Annotated in this window: 16 protein-coding genes and 1 tRNA gene; 6 read left to right on the top strand and 11 right to left on the bottom strand. The window is 59.8% G+C overall.

All coding sequences use genetic code 11. The features are described 5' to 3' along the window. Positions 1–52 precede the first annotated feature (52 nt). A complete protein-coding gene (locus ACUIAD_RS03285; protein ID WP_445343787.1) occupies positions 53–940 on the top strand; it encodes a sulfite exporter TauE/SafE family protein in 888 nt (295 codons plus the stop codon). A 9-nt stretch (positions 941–949) separates the two neighbouring features. On the opposite strand, the gene ACUIAD_RS03280 is transcribed toward ACUIAD_RS03285, so the two are convergent. Both ACUIAD_RS03280 and ACUIAD_RS03275 read right to left on the bottom strand, forming a co-directional pair. Then, positions 950–1,378 carry a nucleoside deaminase gene (locus ACUIAD_RS03280; protein WP_445343668.1) on the bottom strand — a complete coding sequence of 143 codons (429 nt, stop codon included), beginning with the start codon at positions 1,376–1,378 and terminating at the stop codon, positions 950–952. 59 nt (positions 1,379–1,437) lie between these two features. Further along, entirely contained in the window at positions 1,438–4,173 is a 2,736-nt protein-coding gene (locus ACUIAD_RS03275; protein ID WP_445343667.1) for a cation-translocating P-type ATPase, read from the bottom strand. Positions 4,174–4,744: 571 nt separating this feature from the next. Between ACUIAD_RS03275 and ACUIAD_RS03270 the strand changes: the two genes are divergently transcribed. Then, positions 4,745–6,970 carry a cation:proton antiporter domain-containing protein gene (locus ACUIAD_RS03270; protein ID WP_445343666.1) on the top strand — a complete coding sequence of 742 codons (2,226 nt, stop codon included), beginning with the start codon at positions 4,745–4,747 and terminating at the stop codon, positions 6,968–6,970. 6 nt (positions 6,971–6,976) lie between these two features. On the opposite strand, the gene ACUIAD_RS03265 is transcribed toward ACUIAD_RS03270, so the two are convergent. The 6 genes from ACUIAD_RS03265 to ACUIAD_RS03240 all read right to left on the bottom strand — a co-directional run bounded on the left by ACUIAD_RS03265 (position 6,977) and on the right by ACUIAD_RS03240 (position 11,547). Then, on the bottom strand, positions 6,977–7,732 hold the full coding sequence (locus tag ACUIAD_RS03265) for an alpha/beta hydrolase (protein WP_110451518.1): 756 nt from the start codon (positions 7,730–7,732) through the stop codon (positions 6,977–6,979). Between the two features lie 31 nt (positions 7,733–7,763). Beyond that, entirely contained in the window at positions 7,764–8,576 is an 813-nt protein-coding gene (locus ACUIAD_RS03260; RefSeq protein ID WP_445343665.1) for a hypothetical protein, read from the bottom strand. Positions 8,577–8,767: 191 nt separating this feature from the next. Next, positions 8,768–9,001 carry a DUF2188 domain-containing protein gene (locus ACUIAD_RS03255; protein WP_110451768.1) on the bottom strand — a complete coding sequence of 78 codons (234 nt, stop codon included), beginning with the start codon at positions 8,999–9,001 and terminating at the stop codon, positions 8,768–8,770. A 667-nt stretch (positions 9,002–9,668) separates the two neighbouring features. Next, a complete protein-coding gene (locus ACUIAD_RS03250; RefSeq protein ID WP_445343664.1) occupies positions 9,669–10,049 on the bottom strand; it encodes a hypothetical protein in 381 nt (126 codons plus the stop codon). A gap of 185 nt (positions 10,050–10,234) precedes the next feature. After that, positions 10,235–10,305: transfer RNA gene (locus ACUIAD_RS03245), tRNA-Gly, on the bottom strand. A 123-nt stretch (positions 10,306–10,428) separates the two neighbouring features. After that, positions 10,429–11,547: an ROK family protein gene (locus ACUIAD_RS03240; RefSeq protein ID WP_110451515.1), complete on the bottom strand. Its 1,119-nt coding sequence runs from the start codon at positions 11,545–11,547 to the stop codon at positions 10,429–10,431. A 299-nt stretch (positions 11,548–11,846) separates the two neighbouring features. Here ACUIAD_RS03240 and ACUIAD_RS03235 point away from each other — a divergent pair, with 299 nt between their 5' ends. The 4 genes from ACUIAD_RS03235 to nagA are packed head-to-tail and all read left to right on the top strand — an operon-like array spanning position 11,847 to position 15,420. After that, positions 11,847–12,185, top strand: coding sequence for an AGE family epimerase/isomerase (locus ACUIAD_RS03235; RefSeq protein ID WP_181414374.1), 339 nt, complete (start codon positions 11,847–11,849; stop codon positions 12,183–12,185). Between the two features lie 5 nt (positions 12,186–12,190). Next, positions 12,191–13,297, top strand: a complete 1,107-nt coding sequence (locus ACUIAD_RS03230) for an ROK family protein (RefSeq protein WP_445343663.1) — start codon at positions 12,191–12,193, stop codon at positions 13,295–13,297. Further along, entirely contained in the window at positions 13,294–14,082 is a 789-nt protein-coding gene (gene nagB, locus ACUIAD_RS03225; RefSeq protein WP_110451512.1) for a glucosamine-6-phosphate deaminase, read from the top strand. The genes ACUIAD_RS03230 and nagB overlap by 4 nt, the downstream gene beginning before the upstream one ends. A gap of 39 nt (positions 14,083–14,121) precedes the next feature. Continuing rightward, positions 14,122–15,420, top strand: coding sequence for an N-acetylglucosamine-6-phosphate deacetylase (gene nagA, locus ACUIAD_RS03220; protein ID WP_445343662.1), 1,299 nt, complete (start codon positions 14,122–14,124; stop codon positions 15,418–15,420). A 214-nt stretch (positions 15,421–15,634) separates the two neighbouring features. On the opposite strand, the gene htpX is transcribed toward nagA, so the two are convergent. The 3 genes from htpX to ACUIAD_RS03205 all read right to left on the bottom strand — a co-directional run bounded on the left by htpX (position 15,635) and on the right by ACUIAD_RS03205 (position 19,480). After that, positions 15,635–16,570 (bottom strand): zinc metalloprotease HtpX, encoded by a 936-nt coding sequence (htpX, locus tag ACUIAD_RS03215; RefSeq protein ID WP_110451510.1) that lies wholly within the window; start codon positions 16,568–16,570, stop codon positions 15,635–15,637. A gap of 137 nt (positions 16,571–16,707) precedes the next feature. Then, entirely contained in the window at positions 16,708–17,718 is a 1,011-nt protein-coding gene (locus tag ACUIAD_RS03210; protein ID WP_445343661.1) for a D-alanine--D-alanine ligase family protein, read from the bottom strand. Between the two features lie 265 nt (positions 17,719–17,983). Further along, entirely contained in the window at positions 17,984–19,480 is a 1,497-nt protein-coding gene (locus tag ACUIAD_RS03205) for an FAD-dependent oxidoreductase (RefSeq protein ID WP_445343660.1), read from the bottom strand. Between the last annotated feature and the right edge of the window lie 72 nt (positions 19,481–19,552).

Here is a 19,552-nt window from a genome sequence, read left to right as displayed (position 1 = left end):
AATGCGTGAATTCCCGCACCTTGAAAGACATCGCCAAGCCTGATCGAGGCCCATCGGGGCATACGCGGACATCCTGCCAGCCCGAAGAAGACGTCGACCTAGGCTGGAACCCATGCAGAAAGAGCAGAGAGGAGCCGGAGGGACGGACCGGCGGACCCTGGCCATCCTGATCCTGGTGGGCGTGATCAGCGGATTCCTGTCGGGGATGTTCGGCATCGGCGGCGGATCGATCATCGTACCTGCACTGGTATGGACCGGATTGCAGCAACGTCAGGCCTCGGCCACCTCGCTGGCATCCATGATCCCCATGTCGCTGGCCGGAGTGGCCTCCTACGCGCTGGGCGGGCATGTGGACTGGCTTGCCGCCCTGCTGCTTGCCGTAGGCACGGTCATCGGGGCGCAGATCGGCACCTGGCTGCTGGACCGGCTTCCAGAGGTGATGCTCAGGTGGCTCTACGTGTGCTTCCTGCTGGCTGTCATTGCCCAGCAGCTGCTGTCCACACCCTCCAGGGAGAGCAGCATCCAGCTGAGCCCAGCGGTGGCCTTGATCATTCTGCTGGTCGGCGTCCTGATCGGAACCCTGTCAGGATTGCTGGGCGTAGGCGGGGGAGCCATCGCCGTGCCGGCCCTGGCCCTGCTGGGCGCCAGCGACCTGATCGCACGAGGCACCTCCCTGCTGGCCATTCTGCCCAGTTCATTGTCGGGGACGTTCACCAACCTGCGCCACCACCTGGTTCACGCCGGTCAAGGGCTGCTTCTAGGAATCGTGGCCGCTCTGACCACACCGGTGGGCACCTGGGCGGCATCAGGAGTCAGCGCCCGTGTGGGCGCCGATCTGTTCGCCGCCTACCTCTGCCTGATTGTCCTGCGCTGCATCTGGGCGGCCCTCCAGGTCACCCCGGCCTTCCAACGGTACAGAGCCAATCACAACCGCCGCTAAAAACAGGCATTAGTCCTGGCGGCGACTGGCGAAGAAGTCAGTAAGAATCCCGGCGCACGCTTGTTCGCACACACCGCCCAGCACCTCGACCTTTGATCCGGCGTGCGGGTCACGAGGCAGATCCCAGACCGACCCGCAGGCTCCTATCCTGGGATCCCAGGCGCCAAAGACCACCCTGCTGAAGTGGCAGACCATCAGGGCTCCTGCACACATTGGACAGGGCTCCAGGGTGACGACCATGGTGCACCCTGCCAGATCCCAGCCCGCATTGGACCTCCTGATGGCCTCCATTTCGGCATGGGCCAGAGGGCGACCCAGGGCCTGCCGCTGGTTGAAGCCCCGGCCGATGACACGGTCCGAGGCATCCAAGACCAAGGCGCCCACGGGCACATCCCCCTGCTCTTTGGCCAGGCCGGCCAGCCGCAGGGCCTCCTCCATGGGCGCCTTCCACCGTTCTTGCACGGGTTCAGTCTGACAGTCCAGCCCGACAGATCAGTTCAGTTGATCATGCCTGCAATGCGGCGGCGCACATGGTGCAGATGGCCCTTAGGCCGCCCGGACGTGTCAATGCCTCGCTTGGCCAGGAAGGCACGAATCATCTTGTCGCCCTCACTGAAGATCAGGACCGTCAGTCCAATGCCCAGACAGACAAGCCATTGGCTTGCACTCAACGGAGCCATGCCCAGAACGCCTGCAACCGGAGCCAGATACATGGCCCCCGCATGGATGCCCAGGGCCACAAACGAGGCCACCAGAAGGAAAGTGTTGTCCAGAGGATTGAGCTGGAAGATCAACCTGTTCTCGGACCTGGCCGACATGGCGACGAAGAAGTTGAAGAGGACCAACAGGGTCAGTGCCATGGTCCGGGCCAGGGCCAGATCCATCCCCGCGTTGATGTTGAGGCGGAAGAGGACCAGAATGCAGGTGGCCATCCAGAGCCCGCAGACGGCAAGTCGCGCCCAGAGCACCCGCGAGAGCAGACCCTCTCCAGACGAACGCGGAGGCGATTCCAGCTCATCCCCGTTGCCCGGTTCGAATCCCAGGGCGATGTCCTGGACGCCGTTGGTCACGAAGTTGATCCAGAGCATCTGCAGGGGCAGGAAGAGCAGGGGTTCCTCGGCGATCACATTGACCCCCACGGCGATCATGGCGGCTGCAGCCGTGGACAGGAGGAAGTAAGCGGACCCTCGGATGGCCTTGAAGATGACCCTCCCCTGGCGCACGGCCTGGGTGATGGTGACGAAGTTGTCGTCAGTCAGAACCACATCACTGGCCTCCCGGGCCACGTCGGTGCCGGAACGGCCCATGGCGATGCCTACTGAGGCCGCTTTCAGCGCCGGGGCGTCATTGACGCCGTCGCCGGTTACAGCCACCACATGGCCCTCGTCCTGCAGGGCCTCCACAATGCGCAGCTTGTCCTGGGGGGAGACGCGGGCGGCGATGGAGGTCTCACGCAGACGGGCCCGGAGGACCTCGTCGCTCATCTCCAGCATCTCGCTGCCGGTCAGCGCCTGATCGGTGTGCTCCAGACCCAGGCGTCGGCCTATGGCGGCAGCAGTCACCGGGTGGTCGCCGGTGATCATGACCACGCGGATGCCGGCCCCGGCGCATTCGGCGATGGCCTCGCGCACGCCGGGTCGAGGCGGATCAAGCATGCCCTCAAGCCCCAGGAAGGTCAGGTCGTCAGGTCGACGACGGGAGGAGGGATCCTGGTCAGAGGAAAGGACCCTGCTGGCCACGCCGATCACCCGCAGCCCCTGGGAGCCCATGGCTTCGTAGGACTTATGGACGGCCTGAGTATCCAGGGGGACGACTTGGCCATCCGGATCCAGCATGGTTCGACTCATGGCCATGACCGCATCCGGGGCACCCTTGACGTATTGGGTCAGGGTACCGTCCGGGCTGCGGCGGATGGTCATGGAGTGAAGCAGCTCCGGCTCATAGGGGGTCTCCATGACGATAGGAGCGTCCAAATCCTCAGCGGTCACGGCCCCGGTCTGGTCGGCCAGGCGGGCCATGGCCATATCGACCGCGTCGCCGCTGTACTCGATGTCGCCCTGTTCATTCGGCTGCCGGTGGGCCTCATTGGTCAGAGCCCCGGCCCGAGCAAGGGCGGCCAGACCGCGCATGCGATCGTCGTCGGATACAGCCGCTGCGCCCAGGTCCAGACCCTCGACAGAGACTGGATGGCCGCCGCCCAGGGTGAACTGTTCCACGGTCATGCGGTTCTGGGTCAGCGTACCGGTCTTGTCCGAGCCGATGACGGTGATAGAGCCCAGGGTCTCCACCGCCGGCAGTGAGCGGACGATGGCATGGTATTCAGCCATCCTTGAGACCCCCAAGGCCATGGCCACGGTCAGCACGATGGGCAGAGCCTCGGGCATGGAGGCCACCACCAAGGAGACTGCAGACAGGAAGGCCCCCGTAGCATCACCATTGAGAATGGCTCCGCCGATGAAGACGAAGATGGCCACCAGGATAACGGCGACAGCGATACCCACCTCGGTGCGGTGGATGATCCGCTGCAGGGGCGTGCGGCCCTTGGCTACATGGACCAGATCGTTGATCTCGCCCAGCTCAGTGTCGGAGCCGGTGGCCACCACCAGCCCTCGTCCACGACCGCTGGTGACCATGGTGCCTGAGAAGGCCATGCAGCGCCTGTCGCCCAAGGCTGCATCGCGGTCCACGGGATCCGTGTTCTTCTTGGCATCCTCGCTTTCGCCCGTCAGCATAGCCTCATCGATGCGTAGGTGAAGGGCCTCGATCAGCCGCAGGTCGGCGGGGATGCGATCGCCGCTTTCCAGGAGGACCAGGTCGCCTGGAACCAGCTGATCGGCGTCAATCTGCTCCATCCGGCCCTGACGCACCACCCGCGTGGTAGGGGTGGACAGAGTGGTCAGGGCCTCCACGGCCTTGTCCGCCTTGGACTCCTGTACGTAGCCGATGATGGCATTGAGAATAAGGACCAAGAAAATAGCTGCAGCATCCACATAGTGCTGCAGAAAAATGGTGATGATGCCACAGACCATCAGGACGGCGATCAGAGGGCCGGCAAACTGCTCCAGGAAGAGCTTCCAACGGGGTTTGGCCTGGGCCTCGGCCAGGCTGTTGGGACCGAAGAGCTCCAGTCGGCGTGCGCTCTCCTGCGTATCCAAACCTTGGTCCCCGGTGCGCAGGGTCTCCAGCACAGCCGAGGTCTCCAGGCTGTGCCAATCTGTGTCGCCGAAACGCATATCAGCCCCTGCTGCCGCTGCGTTCTGATTCTTAATGTTTGTAGATGTCATGGATGATGTCATCGGTCAACCTGGCCTTTCCAAACCGGATCGGTCATTTGTCCCCGCATGCGACCCTCTGCAGTTTTCTTGCAATCTTCCTTCAGGACCGGGGGATGTCCGGAAGCATCGGGGAAATAATAGCGTGCGCGTAAGTCCCCAGGGTCAAGAGATGGGGCTCCATGGTCAGCCGCCGCAAGCGGTGCCCCGCTGGGAGGTTCGGAGCCTTCCCGGTCTTCATGAGTATACCGATTGAGCCGTCCCGTCATGCGCCGAGGAGGAGTCCCGGGCCGGATTTTCACAAATGTTCGCCTATCGCGAGCGCATTCTGTCCAGCATTTTGGCTTGAAGTGTCAACTTGGCGCACATTGTCCATTAATGCCGTTCCTGGATACGCACATTCCGTATACTGGACCATGCGACGTCGATCCTCATGCGACCCTGCACTCGGAGATTCCTTCATTGGTCGAACGAACCCTGCTAGTCGGGCCTGTGGCAGCCCGCCCGGGATTGCGTGGCGGAAAGGAAGCCCGTGGAAACATTCATCCTTATTCTGTGCATACTTGCTGCCGTCCTCATCTCTTCCTTTATTTCCAGGTTCATTCCACGGATCTCCACCCCCTTGGTCCAGATCGTCCTGGGCGCAGTCATGGCCCTGTTGCCCATTTTCCCGCGGATGCAGCTGGATCCCCAGCTGTTCATGGTCCTCTTCATTGCACCCCTGCTCTACTATGAGGCCCACACCATCAACAAGGTGGAACTGCTCAAGGGACTGCGGTCATCCCTTTCTCTAGCCATTGGTCTGGCTGCTCTGACTATGCTCATGGTGGGTGTCATCCTGCACGCCGCCTGGCCCATGTTCCCCCTTGCTGCAGCCATGGCCCTAGGTGCCGCGCTGGGCCCCACCGATGCTGTGGCCGTTTCCTCGCTGGGTGAGAGCGCCGACCTCACGCCGGACGAACATTCAATACTTGCTGGCGAATCGCTCTTCAACGATGCCACCGGCGTCATCGGCTTCCAGTTCGCCATCCTGGCCGCTGTGACCGGCTCCTTCTCCCTGCCCCAGGCCTTGGGTGAGTTCCTCCTCGAGTTCGTGGGCGGCATCGGCTTCGGTCTGATCATGGGCTTTGTGGTCAACTGGCTCTTCGAGTCCGCTCGCCGCCTGGGCTGGGAAACCACCACTACCAGGATTCTGCTGGAGCTCTTCCTGCCCTTCCTGATCTACCTGGTCGGGCAGAACATCCTGCATGTGTCCGGAGTCCTGGCCGTGGTCTCCACCGGGCTGCTGGTCCGTTTCGACCACACCGGAGTAGGCCCCAACACATCCAAGGCCAACATTGTCTCATCCAGCGTCTGGAAGGTGCTCTCCTTCAGTCTCAACGGTGCGGTCTTCGTCCTTCTGGGCATGCTGCTGCCGGCGGCCATGGGCACCAGCTGGCGAGACCGGAGGGTCAGCAACTGGATGCTGGTGGCTACGATCACCCTGGTTTGCCTGACTGTGATCGTGCTGCGCTTCCTCTGGACAGCCAGCGTCCTGATCTTCACCAAGGACCGCGAAACCGGCAGCAGGCAACGGATAACAGGCAAGCTCCTGAGATCAGCGGCCGTCATGACCTTCGGCGGCCCCAAGGGGACCATTACCCTCTCCCTGGCCCTGACCATCCCCTATATGACCGATGACGGATCTGCCTTCCCCATGCGCAGCGAGCTGATCTTCGTGGCTGCGGGGGTCATCATCGTCACCCTGGTGCTAGCCAACTTCGCCCTGCCGCTGCTGGCGCCCTCCCAAAACAGCGAGGTGCCGGCACAGCAGGTCGAAAAATCCATCAAGGTGCTCAGAGGCACTGTTCGGGAGCTCTCCAGCAGGATTACTGACGAGAACCGGCTGGCCATCCAGCACGTGATCAAGCAGTACAACCACCGCATCGCCAAACTCAAGTCGCAGATCGGGCAGTATTCCCCCAAGGACTTCCAGGATCTGCAGGTGCAGACCATGGAGTGGGAGCAGGACTACATGGAGGAGCGGCTGAGCAGGATCGAACAGGCCCAGGATCAGCTGGAGCAGAAGCTCAAGAGCGAAAACACAAAGATAGAGCAGCCCTCTGCATCAACGCAGTCTGAGACCCAGACCGATGCCGAACCCAGCACCGAAGCCGAGACAGTAGCTGATAGGGATGCTGATGCCCAGCTGTTCGACCAACGCAGCGAGCACGGAAACGACCAGGAGGAACTCCTGAATCTGCGCAGCCAGGAACAGGCTGCCCGCAAAATCCTATCCACCATATCCGGATCCCTCTTCCACCTGGACAGGGGCGGGGAGCTGCGCTGGAGGGCTTACACGGCTCGCCGACGCATCAAAGGCCTGCTGCACAGCCAGTTTCATCGCCTGAAGCACCTGACCCAGCAGATCGACAAGGACCAGGTCTTCATCGCCGGGCGCCACCTGCAGGCGGAGATGAACCACTTCCTGATCGAAAAGCTTTACTCCGAGCTGGGCAAGGGCCGCTTCAAGACCGAGGACCTGCTGAACACCATCATCAACCACCAGATGATCGAATCATCGGCAGAGGGAAAGACCGAATACGCGGGCATGCCTGCCGTCAGAGATCAGGTTGAGGAAGCCAAGCGCGAGGGATACGCCATCGAGCTGAGCCAGATCCAGGACATGGTCGAATCCGGGGAGATCTCGCGCACAACAGCCAGGAAGATGCGCCGCAACGTCTACGTCATGCAGGTCGACGCCGATTCGGCTCTGTGAACCAATCTACATAAGGCCCGAAGTCACATCAATCTCGCCCAGCCACTGGCGAAGGTCGTTCATCTCGCGCATGTCGACGGCATGATCCAAGTGGTCGTACTCGGTGGTGTGCAGCCATACGTGCTCGTCCAGCCAGGCGGCCAGGGCGCGGAATTCGTACTTGGGCACCGTGGTGTCATCCGAACCGAAACCCAGAAAGACCGGCTTGTTCAAGCCAGCCAGGCGCTCATCCGCCGGAGCGGTGCCGGACACCAGGCCGGGAGCCAGAAACCCTGACAGACATATGGAGGCCCGGTAGCGTTCAGGGTTAACCCGAAGCAGGTGAACAGCCAGCATGGCTCCCTGAGAGAAGCCCATGGCCACCACAGGTCGATCCTCGGGGATGCTGGCAGCGACCCAATCGTCTATAGCGCGAGCCGCTGCGTAGCCATCCCGGTCCAGGTCCTCCTGCTCAGGACGCATATCGTGGAACCAAGTGTAGCCCGGGCCGAACATGCCGCGCTCGCTGCCAGGCACTACCATGGGCGCCCGCAGCGATGCATAGTCGTTGTAGGGGGCAACGTAGCGCATCAGGTCAGCCATGTCCTCCTCGTTGGAGCCCCAGCCGTGCATGAGTACAAAAATGGGCCGTGAGGGGTTGGCTGTGCCCTGCTGGCGGGACCAACGAACCTGCTCGACCTTGAGCTTCTGGCCAAAACGTCCGGGCACCACCGTGGAAGGCCGACCTACCAATCCGCCGTCATTTTTTTGCGCTTGATCCATACCTGCCACGATAGTCGACCGGTCCGGTCATTCAACGCTGACTGATGAGCGGCTCGGCCTGGCCACCCCACTGGCCCTGCAGTCCGGTCACCTGGGTCTTGCTGCCCACCACCATCCAACGCTTGCCGGTCAGCAACCACAAGTCCTGGGGCTTCAACCCGCCTCCATAGCGGGAGAGCAGGTCAGGCACACGGGCGCGGATGGGCCCCTTGGCCAGGGAAGCCGCTGAATCGTTGTCGAAGACTACGTAGGCCATGGTCGTATCCGTGCAATACCGGGCTTGGGAGATGCCCACATATCCGCCTAGGCTGATGTCATGCCAGCCGGAGGCGCACTGTCCAGCAGCCTTGTCAATACCGCCGGTCATGGCCTGGGGCGAGCTGATGGGCGCTTCGTCACGCTCGGGGGCCTTGATGATGCCCTTCGGGGAAGCGTTGGCAATGAGCAGGCCTGCCACAGTCAAGAGCATTCCACAGATCAGAAGAATAATGCCTGTCGAACCCACCGATGGCCGGTTGATCGGAACCGGTCCGGAGTGACGGGCTATGGCGACCAGGATTATGGTCAACAGAGCAAAGCCCACAGACACACCCACCCAGGCTGAGATGCCCACCTGGCCTATGACCCCCAGCCTGGATGGGGCTATGGCGTGGGCCAGCAAAGCCGCGCCTGCCAGGGCCGAGACCAGCCCAGTAACCGCCGCAAACCGACTCCAAATGTTGGCATGGGCTATCTGAATGGGACGCTCATCAATGTCTGGGCGAGGAGGGAAGGAGTCTGGCAGACCCTCGTCATACCCGCTGTCCGCCAGCTGCTGATCCAGCTGGTTGAATCCATCGGCCATCGACTTCGCCACCTTTCACGGTTGGTTTCAGTCTATGGGGGCGGACGCATGCAGACAGGCGACGGCAGCCAATGCTTCACCATCCCAACATCCTGCCGGGCTGATAAAAGGGCATAGTTACTTATCGCCGCAACGCTCAGCACCTGCACAGAGCCCGATGGCAGCGAAAGAACCCAGAGCTCAGTTGGAGTTCAGCCCTTGATATCTCGGGGATCCTTCTTGCCTATGGTGCGCTTGTCGCGGATTTTATTGCCGCCCTTGTTATGGATGTTGACCTCGCCGCCGCCAGACCGGTCTGCAAAGACCTTGGCCTGCTTGGTGGCCTCCCCCTTGGTGGCGAAGGTGCGGGAGACGCGCGAGGCCCCTGCCCGCTTGACTGTCCAGAGTTCGCGTTCCCCGTCGTATTGCACGTGATAATCAGCCATGATGGCCGTCCTTTCCATACTTCCCTGTACCCCCTCATCTTCCACTGCCCAACCCAAGGCACCGTGCTTCGACACTCCAGAATTTTCAGGAATATCGCCAGATACTAATTTTGCAAAAGAAATCTCTTTGCTACGAGTTTTACGACCTATAGGGGTCTGAAGGAATGGCATTTATGCCAAAACAACTTTAGAAAAGAGAGGATAAATAAAACGACGAAAGCGACAATGATAAAAAGAAAAGCCACAGGCCGGAAAAGCTATAGATCAGCCCGCAAAAGTCGAAACCCTAGCATTAGCTCAGTTTCTAATATTCTTGAATCACGTAATTTCAACCATCGCTATTGCGTCGAATTTTGAATATCCTGATCCTCACCTAAACATTGCCAATGCAGAAGGTCACTTTACCAACCGAATGGCGCCGAACAGTTATACGCAGTTAACAAGAATCATTCGTGTTCACCAACGCACCATAATCCACAAAATGGCCCGCATTTCGGAAACCATTGCACAGGTCACTACGTGTCAAGGCATAGTACAGATGAAATTGAAGACTGACTCAACAGATCCATATTCGATTTGTATTTATACATGTCATGAGCGGCGAACCCATCTCGCAAAACGCGTTGATCGGATTCCCTCTTTGTAAAGATATCGATGAAACTAGTTACTAATTAATTGCAATTTTCCCTGATAAACTCTTTTGAATTGCATTCGCACATATTCTTGTTAGTGGCTCTCCAATTGCTTCCTTATAGTTGAAGCCAAGAAGCTGTATAGCTTTGAGCGTATCAACCGAGATAAGTGCATTTATTTGATCGGCAGTCTCAGTAAATTCAGCACTATATTTTCCAAAAATTCTAATCAGTTTTTCTATAGTATTATGTAAGTGGTTGATGTCATCATCACTGATTTCGATCCTATCAACCTCTGTCTTGCACGCCTGAGCTATCCTTATAGCTTCGGCCCGATCCTGCACTAAATCGTTGATAATTGCATCATATGCATTGGCCATTGCATTCTGATCTTTTTGCAGTTTAATCGCTTTCACCTTTGAAAGAACCCCATCACCAACAGACTTTGCAACTAGTTGTGTAAGAGATAGAGCAGCAGTCTCTAAAAAACAGCCAATTTTGTTCCTTTCATGGTTAATTATAGCTGGAACATTTATACTTACTTAATGAATAAGAAGCTATAAGCCATCGCCTTCTTCGGCATTCCAATGCTCCTCGTGAGAGCGGGCGACGGGAATCGGACCCGCCTCTGAAGCTTGGGAAGCTTCCATTCTACCAATGAACTACGCCCGCAAATCCGGCTACCTGGATCAGACCTCGGCCAACCGCATGCGAGTCACTATGGTAGCAGGTCTCGGCGTTGTGCGCGAGTCACCAATTCCCGGCACGATTGCGAGACAGGTCTTCACTCTACTTTCAGACACTGCCGTCAGGCTCGATCAAGTCGGCAACCACTGTGCTACAGGCTCCAAGCAAGGCGGCATCCTCACCCAGGGCCGAACGATCAACCACTAGGGGCCGTCGGAAATCAGTAGCCAGGGCATCATTCATGGTCTTTTCCATGGCGCTCAGGAAGATACGGTTGACCACTCTGGAGTCCCCCAGAACAGCCACACGAGGAATGTCCATAAGGCCGATAGACATGGTCAAAACATGGCCCAGCAGCTCACCAGCCTGTCGCAGAATGCTAGCTAGATTGTCAGGATCCCGGTCCATTGCAGCAGTCAGCTTGGGAACGCTGATCAGCGATTCCAGGCAACCGCGCTTGCCGCAGCGGCACTGAGGACCAGAAGGGTCCACCACCACATGGCCGATCTCGCCGGCTGCACGGTTACAACCGGTCACCAGTTCGCCGGAGACCAGCAACCCTGCCCCCACTCCATCGCCAAGATGGACCAGCAATAGGTCGGACTGGCCTGAGCCAAACTGCTGCTCGGCAAGAACCTCATTATTGGCATCATTGTTGACCGTCACCTCCAGGCCTGTCTTCTCATGAAGATAGCCGCGCAGGTCGGTCTGAACCCAGCCAAGGTTGGTGGCATCATCCACCACGCCTTCAGCACTGACGATGCCGGGACTGGATACGCCGATGCCCATGATGGGGTGGACTGCACGTTGCATCAATGAATCGGTCAGCTCTCCAACCAAGTCCAAGGGAACCCTGCCGTTGGCAGTCAGGGGAATCTCTTCACGCGCCACCACCTGCCCGGTCAGGTTAAGCACCGCCCCCCTGAAGACGTAGGGCGTGGAAAGGTCCAGAGCCAGGATGCTGCGTCCGTCGGGATTGATGCGCAGCAGCCGTCCCCGCTTACCCGGCCCAGTGGATTTGCTATACCCCACCTCCATGAGCAGATGCTCGCTCAGCAGCTCGGCCACAATATCTGATATGGCGACCCTGGTCAGCCCGGAGGCGCGCGCCAGATCAGCTCTGGTCATACTGACATCGGGGTAGAGCAGCTTGAGCAGAATGGCTCGGTTGTGATGCCGCACCGACTTGGGCAGCGCTTTGGAAAGGTTGCCGGTATTGTTGGTCATGATTCGCCTGATGATAGATATTGCGGGAACGGGGACCCGCCACGGGGATTAGGCATTGAACCCCGTGACCATGCCCATCCATGTTTGCTCCTTATATTGTAAACTTCCTTGCCCGGATAGGTCCAAATCTCGCCATTACGGCATCCAAAGCAGTTGTTTTCAAGTCTGTACACCAGCAGCACAGAGAGGAATGCGGGGGAGGCATTCAGGAAAAGTTCAGTTTCCTAACAATTACGTGTTACGCTGTAACAGATAGCGGGAGCAGCCGCAACCCCCCGCCGAGCAAAGGAGCGATCGCCATGACCACGACACCGAACCGTTCGGGAGTCTCACCGTCCGCTATAAATCCCCGATACCTACTGGACAACGAGGACTACCGCGAGCGCGCCGGACGCATCATCGACCAGGTCATTAGCTGGGCAGGGAACAATCAGTGGCGCATTTCCAAGCATTTCAACAGCTACCAGCAGGCTGGCCAGCGCAAGCCTTACAGGGCAACGCCGGGCCAGGGGATCAAATTGGCCATGATGATCACTCAGTACGCTCCAACCCTCTGCAACGCTCGGGCGGTCTCCATGGCCGCAGCCGTCAAAAAGCCCTGCGGACAGGGACGTGCAGACCAGGCCCAGGGCCGCTGAGATCGATGGCAACGTCGACCCCGCATCCCAGGGCGTACACAGACAGCATCCAAGTCGACCCGATCAGCCTGGGAATTGACATCGGCGGCACCAAGATCGAGGGCGTGGCCATGGATGGCGACAAGCATCTGCTGGCCTGCCATCGAATCCCCACGCACGAAGGCGGCCAAAAGGTTCATGACGACACGGTGACGCTGATTCGCCACCTGCTGGACCAAGTGGGCCCGAATCGTGGCTCGGTCACCGTAGGACTCGGCATCCCGGGGCGGGTTGATGCCAATCAAGGAATAGTGGACGACGCCGTCAACCTGGGAATCCGCCACATGGCTCTGGGGCCAGCCATTGCAAAAACAACCGGCCTGCCTGTCCGGGTCGAGAATGATGTCAACATTGCTGCTCTGGGGGCCGCTTCGCAAGCTGGCGAGACCCTGATATCCCCTGGAACCACGCCTCATTCCCAAGCCGCACGAAACCAGGCCAGACGCCCTGCTTCAGAGCCTGGACGAGACGTCCCCAGGGCCCTGCCCGACCAGGATGACCATGTAGTGGTTTTCATCAACCTAGGCACCGGTCTGGCAGCGGGCATTATCCGCGGGGGGCGAATCGAACACGGAGCCAGCGGGGCAATCGGTGAAATTGGTCACATTCCGGTGGATGCCCATCAGCTTCCCTGCAAGTGCGGCCAGCGTGGCTGTCTGGAGACCGTGGCCTCAGGCTCGGCTGTGGAATCCCTCTGGCCGGGAATCACTCACCCCCTGCCTGACCTGATCGCCCAGGCAGGCCGAGGGAACCAGCGTGCCCAAGAGGTACAGGAAACCATCGGCCATGGCATTGCCCTAGCCGTACAGATCGTGGCTCTGACCATCGATCCAGCAGTCATCATCCTTGGCGGCGGCATGAGCAGGACCGGTCAACCCTTGCTGGATCTGGTCACCGAACATCTTAATAAAAGCGCAGCCTGCAGCCACTTCATCGCCTCGCTGAATCTGCCCGACCGGCTGCGTCTGGCTCCAGCTGACCTGCCTATCGCAGCCATTGGTGCCGCCCTGGCAGGACGCATGGCCGCCGATGGCCGCCCATCCCACTTTATTGGAAAGGAAATCGCATCATGACCGAAATCATCATCGTCAAGTCCCAGGAAGAGGCCGGCGAAATCTACGCCCGCTGCACGGCCGACCTGATTCGGCGCAAGCCCGACTGCGTGCTGGGTCTGGCCACCGGATCCAGCCCGCTGGCGGCATACCAAGCGCTGGCCGATCTGGTCCACAAAGAGGGGATCGACGTATCCCAGGTGCGCGGGTTCGCCCTGGACGAGTACGCGGGGCTGGACCCGGCCCACCCCCAGTCCTACCGGTCCACCATCGACCGGACAGTGGTCGAACCCCTGGGCCTGGACCCTGCCAAGGTGAGGGTGCCCAATGGGAACCTGGATACCATCAAGGACGCTGGCCAAGCATACGATCAGGCAATCGAGGACGCTGGCGGCGTCGACCTGCAGATACTGGGCATCGGCACCGACGGGCACATCGGCTTCAACGAGCCTGGATCCTCCCTGGCTTCGGGCACCCGCATCAAGACGCTGACCGAACAGACCCGCATCGACAACGCCCGCTTCTTCGACGATGACATGGACCAGGTGCCCATCCACTGCATCACCCAGGGAATCGGGACCATCCTCAAGGCACGCCAGCTGGTCCTCCTGGCCTTCGGGGCCGGCAAGGCCGAGGCCGTGGCGGAGAGCGTGGAGGGCGGCATATCGTCCTTCTGCCCGGCCTCCGCCCTCCAGATGCATCCTCACGCCACCGTGATCGTAGACGAGGCCGCCGCTTCCCGGCTGCGCAACCGTGACTATTACAAGTGGGCATATGCCAACAAGCCTGACTGGCAGTCCATCTGATCGTCCTGATCAGCAAAGCACAGAAGGCAGACCAAAAACATGTCCAAGGAAGTATACGAGTCAGCGGGTCTCTCAGTTGAGTCATCCCTCCATGAACCGGCCCATCCCCTTATTCTGACCGGTGCAAGGCTGATAGATGCCCAAGGCATCAGGGAAGATAGCTGGATTTTGGCCTTGGATGGCAAGATTGCAGAGGTCGGGCAGGGCAGGGAGAGCCTGGAATCCGCTCTGAGGGCCGCCGGCCTGCCCTCCATCTTCCAGCCTGGGTCCGATACGCACGATGCGAATACGGACGGCGTCGAATTCATTGACGCGACCGGCTTCATCCTCACCCCCGGGTTCATCGACATCCACTCACATGGCGGCTGGGTTCACTCATTCGATGACGGGGATGAAGCCATTCGTACAGCCAGAGCCTGTCATATGGTCCATGGAACCACCAGGCAGGTGCTCAGCCTGATCACCAACCCGGTTGACACGATGTGCACCAACCTGCGCTCGGTCAGGCGGGTAATGGACTCCAGACCCGACGTGCTGGGCGCCCACCTGGAGGGGCCCTTCATCGCCCTCTCCCGTAAGGGGGCGCACGATCCCAAATGCCTGCGCGACCCTGAACCCGCGGTTCTTGACCGCCTCCTGGAAGCCGCCGACGGTTGCATACGCCAGGTGACGCTGGCCCCCGAGCGCAACCATGGCTACGAAGCTATATCCCTACTAGCCGGGTCCGGTGTGGTACCTGCGGTTGGCCATTGCGATGCCGACTACGACCAGACCCGCCGCGCCTTCGATGCCGGCGCACGCATACTCACTCATGTTTTCAACGCCATGAACGGCATCCACCACCGTCAGCCAGGACCTATTCCGGCCGCCATGCAGGATCCCCGGGTCACGGCCGAATTGATCAACGACGGTTTCCATGTGCAGGACCCCTGCGTCGATTTGGCCTTCAGGCTCTTCCCCCATCGGACAGCCCTGGTCACCGATGCCATGGAGGCCACCGGCTGTGAGGACGGCGCCTACAAGCTGGGCTCCCTGGACGTAACAGTGAAGGGCGGCCACGCCCGCCTGACCTCCAACGGAGCCATCGCTGGCTCAACCCTGACCCTGGATGTGGCAGTCAGCAGGGCCATCCAGTTCATCGGACTCCCGGCCCCCCAGGCTGTGGAAGCCGCCACTTTGACACCTGCCCGGGCGCTGGGACTGGATCGTCCCAACCCGATCACCGGTGCTCCGCTGGGTCTGCTGGCACCCGGCTATGCGGCTGATCTTCTCCTCCTGAGCCCAGCCGACTGGTCCGTCAAAACCGTGGTCTGCAACGGGCGCAGAATTCGGATCTAAAGCATCGGATCTAAAGCATGAGTACCAAGGACCTCTGGTTACCAGCTGCCTCTATGACGAGCTGGATTCTTCGCAACTGAGAGCACTAAGGCTAGAACACCATGCAAGGCCCGACCTAGCGTATACTCCGTTTGGCCAATTCCGAAATTATCGATAAGGGCAGAGAGGCGGGGCTACCGCCATCAGCAGGTGGACGCCTCAGCCCTCTGGTTTTTCAGTAGCCCACCTGGGCTCCACGCCCGGAATTCACCTGGGTCTGCCCCATCTCCTGGCTCATCTGCATCAGGCGGGCTATGCGCTCCTCGGTGGGAGGATGGGTAGAGAATAACCTACTGAACCCTTTGACCGAGAAAGGGTTCTCGATCATCATGGCAGCCGCGCTTTGGGTGCCAGCAGTCTGAGGCATGGGCACTGCCTGAGACCCGTAGGATATTTTGTTCAGCGCCGATGCCAGAGCCGCCGGGTCCGCAGTCAACCGACTGCCGTCCTCGTCGGCGTCGTACTCACGGGTGCGCGAGATGGCCATCTGGATCAAGGAAGCACCCAGGGGTGCCAGAATCGAACTGACCAGCACGCCCAGGAGGCCAAAGACGCCGGAATCGTTATCCCTGTCCCGGCTGTCGCCGCCGAAATACATAAGAGAGTAACCCAGATAGGTGATGACCGTGGCCATGGCCGAAGCCACGGCAGAGGTCAGAATGTCATGGTTGTAGACATGCATGAGCTCGTGGCCCAGCACCCCGCGAATCTCACGCTCGTTGAGAATGCGCAGGATCCCCTGAGTGCAGCAGACGGCAGCATGGCGCTCGTTGCGGCCTGTGGCAAAAGCATTGGGCGAGTCGGTGGGAGCGATGTAGATGCGGGGCATGGGCTTGCCGGCTCTGCCCGACAGCTCCCGGACAATCCGATAGAGATCTGGGGCCTCCTGCTCACTGACCGGCCGGGCATGCATGGAAGCGATCGCCACCTTGTCGGAGAACCAGTAGGATCCGAAAGTGGTGGCCAGGCCTATGAATATATAGATGCCCAGCGTCCCCTGGCGACCGCCAGTCAGCCACCATATAAGCATGATGACGGCCCACATGAGGGCGAACAAAAGCGTCGTTTTAAGGCCGTTGAAATGTCCGTGAACCTTCAGCTTGCCATTCATGGGTTCCATGGTAGACAATGCCGCTGAATTTTTGCTGAACGAAGCCTGTAAGTCCAACTGGTTTTATGCATGCCAGACCTGAAACATATACCTGAGGAGCAGCTAGAGGGAACACTTTCATGAAGCCAAAGAGCGATTTATTCCTTAGTCAGAGCCAGCTGACAGATCCGTTCGCATAGATCGCCAAAACTTATACCAGCTGCCGCTGCCGCCTTGGGCAGGAGACTGGACCGCGTCAGGCCGGGCAAAGTGTTAGCCTCCATGAACCAGATCTGTTCTTCTTCATCCACAATGAAGTCACTGCGGCTGTAACCACGCAGTTTGAAAACTCGGTGAATGGTCTCGGCCCCCTCCTGGAGCCGTTCAGCCAAGCTTGTAGGTATTCGGGCCGGAAAGACCTCATCCACCCCGTCCTTCTGGTACTTTGAGGCATAGTCAAAAACCTGCCCGTCTGGTTTGACGATTTCACCGACTGGAAGTGCGGAGTCGTCCAGAACACTGACAGTGAACTCCCTGCCAGTAATGAAACGCTCTATAATCACCTGGCCATAGGCAGCCGCCTCCTGAATGGCAGCAGGCAGACCGTCAGGATTGCCCACAATACTCAGGCCGACGCTGGAACCTTCAGCATCCGGCTTGACTACTACTGGCCAGCCCAAACGATCCTCAACCTCACCTGCGCTGACGGAGCCTGTCAGCCAATCAGGGGTGAGGATGCCCGCACTTCCAGCCACCCTCTTCGAGAGTTCCTTATCCATGGCCAGGCCACTTGCTGTGCTCCCTGACCCAGTGAACGGAATTTGAGCCAACTCTAAAAGGGCCTGGATTTGCCCGTTCTCACCCGACCCCCCGTGCAGGGCCAGGAAGACCAAATCACAGTCCAGGACAGCCGACGAAAGATTCACCTCAGAATGGGTCCGCTTCAATGTTTCAAGCTGCTTGGCACCCGGCTGATTCTGGATGGGAGTCGAAGCCGAAGAAGAAAGGGCCAGCCTGCCTTCTTCCTCCAAGCTCAACCTGCCGCGGGCACTGTCAACGGCGATAGCCTCATGACCTTGTTCACGGAGCGCACGAATGACTTCGACAGCCGAGGCGACCGATACCTCGCGCTCGGAACTGGTTCCGCCAAAGACGACAGCTATCCTCATTGTTCAGCCCTCCTGGCTGTTCCCTTATCCGTATGGTTCCGCCTGCCGTGGACCAGAGGAATCTCGAGTGTGTTCATCAACGCTTGACTGGCACACGCTCATTAGAACAATAGGGATAAAGGGACGATTCAACTGTATAAGCGATCGCAATACTCTGCGGGAGGCCGCTCCCCCGTAGATCGGATTAAGAAAACAGGGCCTGGGTGAGGATTCATGAACCTCATCCAGGCCCTGCTATTGCCAACACAGGCCTAAGAGCGATCGCCTACTCGCCGTGAGCAAGCTGGCGGAGCTGGTCGGGGTCGATGACCTTGATGTGCTCGCGGCCAACCTTGGCACCCTCGGCCCGCTCGTAGGCATCGATCCGCTTCCAACCGGCGAAGTCGATGGGCTGGATGCCCTTATCCGCCAGGAAACGGTCGATCGAATCGTCGTCCCGGTCCTGGGCGAAACGGCCGCGAGCCGGGCTGGCGGCCAGATCATCCAGCATGTTGCCGATGGTCTCCAGGGCATCGGACTTGGTGGATCCGATCAGACCCACAGGCCCTCGCTTTGCCCAGCCCGTGGCGTAGAGGCGGTCGATGGGTCGTCCGTCCTGCTCCTCGGGAGCAGTAGTCACGCGACCATGAACATTTGAGAGGGTATAGCCGGAGAAATCGTAGGGAATGCCGGGAACCTCGGCAGGCTTGTAGCCGATGGCATGATAGACGGCCTGTACCGGGTACTCCTCGTACCGGCTGGTCTCCTCCATGGTGCCCTCGGGCGTAACCTTGGTCTTCTCCACCCGAATGCCGGTCACCTTGCCTTCCTGGCCGATGATTGCCGCAGGCATCCGGTAGAAGTGCATATAGAAACGGCGGTCGGCAGGATTGCCCTCGAAGTCGACGCCGCCGTCCTCAGCCATGTCCTCGGCCATCTCCCTGATGGCGAAGAGCTCCTCCAGCATCTGCCGGGTCAGCTTGTCGGCACCGGCCCGATCGATGGTCTCCTGATCCAGGTCGAAGTCCTCCTGGTCGATAACGATTTGCACTCCGGGCAGCTTCTCCAGCTCACGCAGCTCCTGGACTGAGAACTTGGCCTGGGCCGGACCGCGACGGATGAACATGTGCACTTCACAGGCCTGGTTGCCCTGAATCCCCTGGTAGACATTGTCGGGGATGTCAGTGTCCAACAGGTCGTCGGCCCGCCGCATCAGGATTCTGGAGACATCCATGGCCACGTTCCCGCCCCCGATGACGGCCACCTGCTTGGCATCCAGGGGCCAGTCCTGGTCAGCGTCGGGATAGCCGTCATACCATTCGACGAAGTGGGCGGCCCCGTGAACGCCATCAAGCTCGTGCCCGGCGATCTCCAAAGGACGATCGTCCACAGCGCCAGTGGCGAAGAGCACCACATCGTAGCGCTGAAGCAGGTCATCGAGATTGATGTCCTTGCCGAACTCCACATCCGCATACAGGTGGATCTCGGGGTTATCCAGGGTCTTTTCCAAGGCACCAGCTATGTACTTGATGCTGGGATGGTCCGGGGCCACGCCGTAGCGGACCAGGCCGAAGGGAACGGGCAGCTTCTCGAACAGGTCGATCCGGGCCCGGTCGCCCAGACCCAGGTCGGCACCCTTCTGCCGAAGCTGCCGCAGCAGAATGTCAGAGGCATAGACCCCTGCAGGTCCTGCGCCTATGACGGCCACGCGCAGGGGTGAGTCGGCTTCCTCGCCGCGGGCCGGTGCGGGCATGGTGGAATCGTTGACATTATTATCACTCATGCTTGTCAGCCTAACGCAAAGCGACGGTCGGGAACAGGGCCAGGCGGACTCCATCCCCGGGACTTTCACCAA

Source organism: Bifidobacterium sp. ESL0819 (genome assembly GCF_052606245.1).
This window is presented reverse-complemented; position numbering and strand designations above follow the sequence as displayed.